Annotated in this window: 7 protein-coding genes and 2 pseudogenes; 6 read left to right on the top strand and 3 right to left on the bottom strand. The window is 46.2% G+C overall.

The window, feature by feature from the left end; translation table 11 throughout:
* Window positions 1-126 (top strand): annotated as a pseudogene (locus RH89_RS29620) (IS110 family transposase); the annotation flags it as partial.
* A gap of 22 nt (window positions 127-148) precedes the next feature.
* Here RH89_RS29620 and RH89_RS10360 read toward each other — a convergent pair.
* Complete coding sequence (locus tag RH89_RS10360; RefSeq protein ID WP_004401675.1) at window positions 149-691, bottom strand: hypothetical protein; 543 nt, start codon at window positions 689-691, stop codon at window positions 149-151.
* 265 nt (window positions 692-956) lie between these two features.
* On the opposite strand from RH89_RS10360, the gene RH89_RS10355 reads away from it, so the two are divergent.
* Window positions 957-1,373, top strand: coding sequence for a Tse2 family ADP-ribosyltransferase toxin (locus tag RH89_RS10355; RefSeq protein ID WP_004401670.1), 417 nt, complete (start codon window positions 957-959; stop codon window positions 1,371-1,373).
* Complete coding sequence (locus RH89_RS10350; protein ID WP_004401668.1) at window positions 1,363-1,626, top strand: hypothetical protein; 264 nt, start codon at window positions 1,363-1,365, stop codon at window positions 1,624-1,626. The genes RH89_RS10355 and RH89_RS10350 overlap by 11 nt, the downstream gene beginning before the upstream one ends.
* Before the next feature lie 299 nt (window positions 1,627-1,925).
* Here RH89_RS10350 and RH89_RS10345 read toward each other — a convergent pair whose 3' ends face one another.
* Together RH89_RS10345 and RH89_RS10340 are read right to left on the bottom strand one after the other, a co-directional pair.
* Entirely contained in the window at window positions 1,926-3,158 is a 1,233-nt protein-coding gene (locus tag RH89_RS10345; protein ID WP_004401667.1) for a M20 family metallo-hydrolase, read from the bottom strand.
* Window positions 3,155-3,814, bottom strand: a complete 660-nt coding sequence (locus tag RH89_RS10340; RefSeq protein WP_004401664.1) for a DUF1028 domain-containing protein — start codon at window positions 3,812-3,814, stop codon at window positions 3,155-3,157. Before RH89_RS10340 ends, RH89_RS10345 begins: the two co-directional genes overlap by 4 nt.
* 157 nt (window positions 3,815-3,971) lie before the next feature.
* Between RH89_RS10340 and RH89_RS10335 the strand changes: the two genes are divergently transcribed.
* From RH89_RS10335 to RH89_RS10325, 3 genes and pseudogenes are all read left to right on the top strand, one after another.
* Window positions 3,972-5,528 carry an ABC transporter substrate-binding protein gene (locus tag RH89_RS10335; protein ID WP_004401663.1) on the top strand — a complete coding sequence of 519 codons (1,557 nt, stop codon included), beginning with the start codon at window positions 3,972-3,974 and terminating at the stop codon, window positions 5,526-5,528.
* Between the two features lie 90 nt (window positions 5,529-5,618).
* A complete protein-coding gene (locus RH89_RS10330; protein ID WP_004401662.1) occupies window positions 5,619-6,566 on the top strand; it encodes an ABC transporter permease in 948 nt (315 codons plus the stop codon).
* Window positions 6,563-6,846, top strand: a pseudogene (locus tag RH89_RS10325) (peptide ABC transporter permease); the annotation flags it as partial. The gene RH89_RS10330 and the pseudogene RH89_RS10325, both read left to right, overlap by 4 nt.

The raw sequence follows: 6,846 nt of genomic DNA, 5'->3' as shown, positions 1-6,846 counted from the left end.
CGCCTCGTTCAATCAGGAAAACCGAAGAAAGTCGCTATCATCGCCTGCGTTCGTAAGATGGTTGTCATCTTAAATTCAATGCTGAGAGATGGCGTCATGTGGGATGAAAATACAGCTAAAAATTAACTGTTGACGCCATAGTCGTTTTTTAGGCATCTTTCGCTGATTGGTACTCTGAGAACTGCATCGCTATTTCTTTTTGTATCCAAGCCTCGTCTACACCAAACTGTTGCCATACAATTGAACTTAATTTCTCGATTGCACGGTCTGCGATTTGAAACATAGTTATGAGACATTGAAGTTGTGAGATCATTTGAGCACGCCCATCAAACTCTGTCATATGAATTGCATAATCATAGAAGAAATCATGAGCCAACCAGTTTCTTTTTTGTAGGGTTTCATCAAGGTGGGCTAGCAAAGTATCAGGTAGATCAACTCGATTTTTTATTTGACCTAAGAGGCGACCAAATGTATTCGAGTTAAGTCTATCGTATAACTCTAACCACTGTTCTTGAGTAAGCGCTGAATCATCAACTAACTTGTAACCCATAGCAAAGTTAACAAGTGCCTTTTCCGCACACTGGGCATTAAATGAAGCTAGCCCATAAAAAGCGAACACTTCTTTCTCATCTCCGGACTCTAACTCTGGAACTGGTTTTAGCTCACCAATATCTATATTCCCAAACTTCAATTATTACTCCTTGATGCCTAACGTCGCGTTAAGTGGTGAGCAACGCAGACCACCCCCACTAAACCATTGTGCCGTAAACACTGATGCCGATTCAAACCGAAAATGCCAAGCGTTGGGAATCCGTCTTAAACGCTTTGTTATGTTTCACTTTTCTAGACAATACATACACTTACATGTAGAATGTCGCACCATAAAAACTATTTTGAGCAATTAACATTAATTTTCATGTAGTTACGTTGAATTTTGTTGAAACTAAGAATTAAAAATGAAAAAACCACAAAAACTGTATCGAGACATGGTGAAGGACACTGATGGGCTACCTAAATTAGGAGCCAACTCCAAAAAGCTAGGTGTTCGTATTCTTGGTTTCAACAAAAAGCCGGGGCAAGTTACGGATATGACTGCTGATGAAGATGGAAACATTGAACCAGGGAAAGGTATGAGCGTAACACCACCTGATATTAAAGAAAATATTAGAGACTTTGCGGCAGAACGCATCGCAGACGGAGATACCGTCCTTTGGGAAATCGATGAATCAGTTTTAGCCCCTCTTAGTCTAAAATTCGTGCAAGATGCTGACGATCATGGCATTATCGAAGCTGCGCACAAAATGTCCGCAGAGAGATATACTACACTAATAGCAAGTACTAGAAAGTTCTGGAGGGAGAGTAATGACTTATAATAATCTTAATAGCCTTGTTAGTTTGCTACAATCTCAACCTGAATTACCTGTAATTACTACTGCGCTAGTAGGAATGCTGAACAATGGTTACAAGCAAAATTCTTTATCAGCAACAATTAGATCTTTCACCCGCAGTAAAGACTTACCTGAAGAATATGAAGATGACTTAGATGACCTGATTGCAGCTATGGGAGGTTGGTGTGATAAAGACTTTGCACTGCACCCGAGTCATTTTGAAAAGAAAAAGCCCTAAGGGCTTTTTTGTATCTATGCCAGATAGATTCGGAAACATAACAATTATTATCAGACAAAATGTCCAAATAATTCATCCACAAGCGCTTGTTTCGCCTTGTGGATTTCTGTTTCAGGCTAGCACATAACATTATGTAATACATGGAGTTATTGTGTATTCGGGCAGGAGGCTGGTCACAAGAATATGAAGTGTTTTAAAACAAAGTGGACATTGCACGTTATTTGATCAGTCTGTGCGTAAAAACAGTGCTGGTGCATCAATTGAAAAGCCTCTTTTTATCGAACGTGCAAGAACCGTAATTATTTTTCCTCTTGTTCCGAGTTCATGGTTAGGAGTTCAATAAGCGCTTCGACTGCCAGCCTCATATCTTCATCAGAAGTAAATTCGGCGGGGTTGTGACTCAGCCCATTTTCACTGCGAACAAACAGCATACCCATGGGAACCAAATCAGCCATGGCGGAAGCATCGTGTGTTGCGCCAGAGGGCAGGGTGAACGAAGGCTGACCAATATTCTTGATAGCGGTTTGCAATCTTGATTGAAGTTCTCCCGAACAGGGTTGCGCGACCTGCTGGTAGGTTTTTTCTGTAGTGACCTGCAATGAACGTTCTTTTGCGATCTGGGCAGCGTATCGGTGAATATGCTCTCCAGCCTCTGTTCGCGTTGCGTCGTCGGGGGAGCGTATCTCAACACTAAAAGCCGCGTGGCTGGGTACGGCATTGACTACATTAGGTTCGACATGTAACCGACCAACGGTAGCTTTGAGATCTGCGGTTTGTCGCGCATAGGATTCAGCTTCAGCAATAACATGGGCAGCAGCACTTAACGCGTCTTTCCTTAGCTCCATTGGGCAGGTGCCAGCGTGGGCAGATTCGCCGACAAACTGGATCTCATGCCGCTCAATACCGCAGATTGCGCTCACGACACCGAGTGCCTGGTTATTGGATTCGAGGACCGGTCCCTGTTCAATATGCACTTCTAAATAACCTAATAGGTCTTGTGGATCTCGGGTAAGCAAGTCTAAATCTTTGCCTGATAAACCAAACTGAATCATGGCTTCACGAATCCTGACGCCTTGCGCATCTGTAAGATCAAGCACAGAAGCATCTAGAGTGCCTGCCAGCGCTCTTGGTCCAATTAATGCAGTAGGGAATCGAACACCTTCTTCGTCGGCAAATGCCATGATCTCAACAGAAAAAGGGAGTTCGACCTTTTGTGAAAGAATCTCTTCCATTGCAATTATCGGTAACACAACGCCCATAATCCCGTCGTACCTGCCGCCTTTTCGAATCGAATCCTGATGAGAGCCAAACAACAGGGTTTTAGAAGAAACTGGGCTGTTATAGCGGCCAATCAAGGTGCCCGCGTTGTCGAGTGTTACCTCTAATCCGGCTTGCTCCATCCAAAGCGTAAGCTGATCAATGGCTTGTTGGTGTTCGCTGGTGAAGGGGCGGCGGGTCACCCCTTCTTGAGTCTCTGAATATTTTGCCAGTTGGGTTAACCAGTTTTGTGCTTTGGTGCCGTAATTTTTCATGAATGGTTCTCAGGTTTTAGATGGGTAGGAACGGATGTCAACCACTGCTGATATTGCGGGTCACAGGTTTTGGCGTAAAGGTTTTGCAGCGCTTTAACAGGGGCTTCGCTGTCGTCAATCCGAAGTGAGAGCGGCGGCTTATCTGGGGAAACAACCAGCAGAGCTGCGGATTGCAACCCTCGTATGTCTCCTCCGGCACATTCCCCCATGGCAAGGCTATGCAGCAAGCGCTCAATAAAGGGTAGGGTTGAAGACCGGGCGAACTCGACCATCCGAGACAGCACCTCTTCACCAGTTAACAGATTTCCTGCGGCTACCCCGTGATCAAACTGAATATTGCCTCGGTATTGGGTGTTTTGAGATCCAGTGAATACCGCAGTCTGCCCATTAACGTTCAAAGCCGCGAGTTGTCTGTGCTCTTTTCCAACATCGGGTATTACCACCTTGTCGAGTGCGTTTTCTGGGGATAACCCTTTTTTCATTAGTGTCAGCACATTTTCACCCCACAATGTGCTCGGGTCCGTACCCTGAGAGGCTGAAATACCACTCAAAGGATCCGCCCTTAAAACCCAGCCCCCAACGCATAAGTTGCCGGTCGCTGCCACACCACCGAGCATAGTGCTATTGGGATCTTTCATCAGCAATGAAAAGGTCATCTGACATCCTCTTTCCTATGCTTATTAATCTAAGCAATAGATATCTTCGTAATGTATTTATCATAATAAATGCTTGCGACATTATATTTATCATGATAAATCTGTTTAAACAATAGCCAGGAAGAGTAAAAAACACACTAAGGAAGGAGATAACACAATGAACGTGTTCCACCGACTATTTACAATTTGCGTATTGGTTATGGGAATAGTACTCCCCACAGCGCAAGCTCAAACTCCGCCTAACGTGCTGATTGTTGGGCAGATAGCGGAACCAAAAAGTTTGGATCCACATGCAGTGACAGCCGTGAATGATTTCCGGATTCTGATGAACGTCTACGACGGTTTAGTACGCTACAAAAGCGGAACGTTAGAAGTGGAACCTGCACTGGCAACGAGCTGGACAATCAGTGAGGATGGCAAAACGTACACCTTTACGTTACGCGATGGGGTGAAGTTTCACGATGGCAGTGCTTTTAATGCTGAAGCGGTGAAATTTAACTTTGATCGTATGCTGGATGAGAAACATCCGTACCACAATACAGGGCCATTTCCGCTTTCTTTCTTCTTTTCTGCCATCGAAAACGTTAAGGCAGTGGACAGCAAAACCGTTGAGTTTACCCTTAACGCGCCTTATGCCCCTTTCTTGTCGAACCTTGCTTATCCTACAGGGTTGATTGTTTCTCCTGATGCAGTAAAAAAACACCAGAAAGACTTTGGACGTCACCCTTCGGGCACTGGCGCATTCAAGTTTGCTGAGTGGGATTCCAATGCCAAAGTCGTGGTGGTCAGAAATGATGACTACTGGGGAGACAAAGCCAAGCTTGAAGCGGTTGTTTTCCGCCCAATTACCGATGCCAACACCCGTGTTGCGGAAATGCTGGCGGGTAGCTTAGACATTATGGTTGAAGTGCCGCCTAACGCATTGGCTGAATTCAACTCCGACCGTTTTGCTGTGAAGCAACAAGCCGGACCGCATGTCTGGTTCCTTATCCTGAATGCCAAAGAAGGGCCATTTGCAGATAAACGCGTTCGTCAGGCAGCAAACTACGCCATCAATAAGAAGGCGTTGGTAGACAATGTTCTGGAAGGAACGGCAGAAGTGGCCGCGGGTCCGACACCTCCTGCATTTGCCTGGGCATACAATGAATCGCTAGAGCCTTATCCTTACAACCCTGAAAAAGCGAAAGCTCTTCTGAAAGAAGCGGGTGTAGAAGGAGCGAAACTGACGTTTTATGTGACCGAAGGGGGCTCGGGTATGCTGGATCCTATCCCAATGGGAACCGCAATTCAGGCAGACTTAAAAGCCGTTGGTCTGGATGTCAGCATTGAAACCTACGAGTGGAATACGTTCTTAGGCAAAGTGAACCCAGGTCTTGAAGGCAAAGCAGACATGGCGGAAATGGCCTGGATGACTAACGATCCGGATACCTTGCCATACTTAGCGCTTCGCACTCAGGCGTGGCCAGATAAAGGCGGATTCAACTCTGGATACTATTCAAACCCAGAAGTGGATAAATTGCTGAATGCGGCACGTGAGTCCACGGATCAGGCTGAGCGCGCCAAACTGTACAAAGAAATGCAAAAAATTGTGCAAGAAGATGCTCCATGGGTTTTCGTTGCCAACTGGAAGCAAAATGCCGTCACCAGTTCGTCGGTGAACGATTTTGCTTTGCAACCGTCTTTCTTCCTACTTTTGAATAACGTCAGCAAGTAATTCACTTACTGCGTTATTCACTGACTAAGCTTACAGTAGCCGGAGCCAATGCTCCGGCGCTGATTCCCCTTATACCAATGGAGTAATGGTATGGGTCAATACCTGCTGCACAGGCTGATTTCCTCAGTGCCCGTATTGTTGGGCATCACAGTGATCGTGTTCCTGATTATGTCTCTGATTCCCGGCGATCCTGCTACCGCCATATTAGGGTCGTACGCAACACCTGAAAATGTACAAAAACTGAATCAGGAACTTGGGCTCGATAAAAGCCTGATAGAGCAATATTTTATCTGGATTTCTAACCTGCTACAGGGGGAGCTGGGGCGTTCGTACTCGTTGAATCGACCAGTATTGGATGAGGTGTTAGAACGTTTTAATGCCACCTTAATTCTGGCTGGAACCAGTTTTGTTCTGTGTGCGTTTTTTGGTGTGGTGGTTGGTGTTATCTCCGCGGCGCGTCAGTTTTCATTCACCGACAGGCTGACTACATTCGTCGTCTTGCTTGGCATTTCTATTCCTTCATTTTTCCTCGGCATGATGATGATTCTGCTGTTTGCGATTCAGCTTCGCTGGTTCCCAGTTTCTGGCATGTTCGCAATTTATGGCGGGGGCGATTTGCCAGACTTGATTTCCCACTTGGTGATGCCTTCACTGGCCTTGGCTTCCGTTGCCACAGGGGTGATTGCGCGTTTGGCTCGCTCTGCCATGTTGGAAGTTCTTAGGCTGGACTACATACGCACAGCCAGAGCGAAAGGGGTCAGTGAGCGTTCGGTGATTTGGAAGCACGCCCTGAAAAGCGCCATGGTTTCGATTGTTCCTGTGCTGGGCATTCAGGCTGGGTTTGTTATCTCAGGGGCGGTTTACATCGAGATGGTGTTTCAGTGGCCGGGAATCGGGCGCATGTTAGTGAACGGTATTTTGCAGCGAGACATTCTATTAGTTCAGGGCGGCGTTGTGTTTGTCGCCGTGTGTTATGTGTTATTCAATGTATTGGTGGATATCCTACAAAGCCTGCTAGACCCGAGGATTCGTTCATGAAGCTGTTTTTTTCGTTATTGCTCAGGAATCCTCTGACTGCGATTGCACTCATTGTTTTTGGCTTCTTGATACTGCTGGTTTGTCTTACGCCTTGGTTAGGGCTTCAGGATCCAGATGCCACCAATACGGCGAACAAGTTTTTGCCCGTGTTTTCTCCCAATCATTTTTTAGGAACCGATCACCTAGGGCGCGATCTCTTCTCTCGTCTGATGTGGGGAACGCAGCTCAGCCTGCTGGTGGGTATCTCTGCATCCATTGGTGCGGCGGTGATTGGATCCGC

Origin of the sequence: Vibrio nigripulchritudo ATCC 27043 (assembly GCF_000222685.1) — a bacterium.
Taxonomy (GTDB): domain Bacteria; phylum Pseudomonadota; class Gammaproteobacteria; order Enterobacterales; family Vibrionaceae; genus Vibrio; species Vibrio nigripulchritudo.
The sequence above is the reverse complement of the archived record's forward strand: the minus strand, read 5'-3'. Positions and strand labels throughout refer to the sequence as shown.

What these genes read in the sequence shown, in the direction of transcription:
- RH89_RS10330 (WP_004401662.1), top strand. Translation starts at nt 5,619, where the DNA reads ATGGGTCAATACCTGCTGCACAGGCTGATTTCCTCAGTGCCCGTATTG.
- RH89_RS10340 (WP_004401664.1), bottom strand. Translation starts at nt 3,814, where the DNA reads ATGACCTTTTCATTGCTGATGAAAGATCCCAATAGCACTATGCTCGGT.
- RH89_RS10355 (WP_004401670.1), top strand. Translation starts at nt 957, where the DNA reads ATGAAAAAACCACAAAAACTGTATCGAGACATGGTGAAGGACACTGAT.
- RH89_RS10335 (WP_004401663.1), top strand. Translation starts at nt 3,972, where the DNA reads ATGAACGTGTTCCACCGACTATTTACAATTTGCGTATTGGTTATGGGA.
- RH89_RS10345 (WP_004401667.1), bottom strand. Translation starts at nt 3,158, where the DNA reads ATGAAAAATTACGGCACCAAAGCACAAAACTGGTTAACCCAACTGGCA.
- RH89_RS10350 (WP_004401668.1), top strand. Translation starts at nt 1,363, where the DNA reads ATGACTTATAATAATCTTAATAGCCTTGTTAGTTTGCTACAATCTCAA.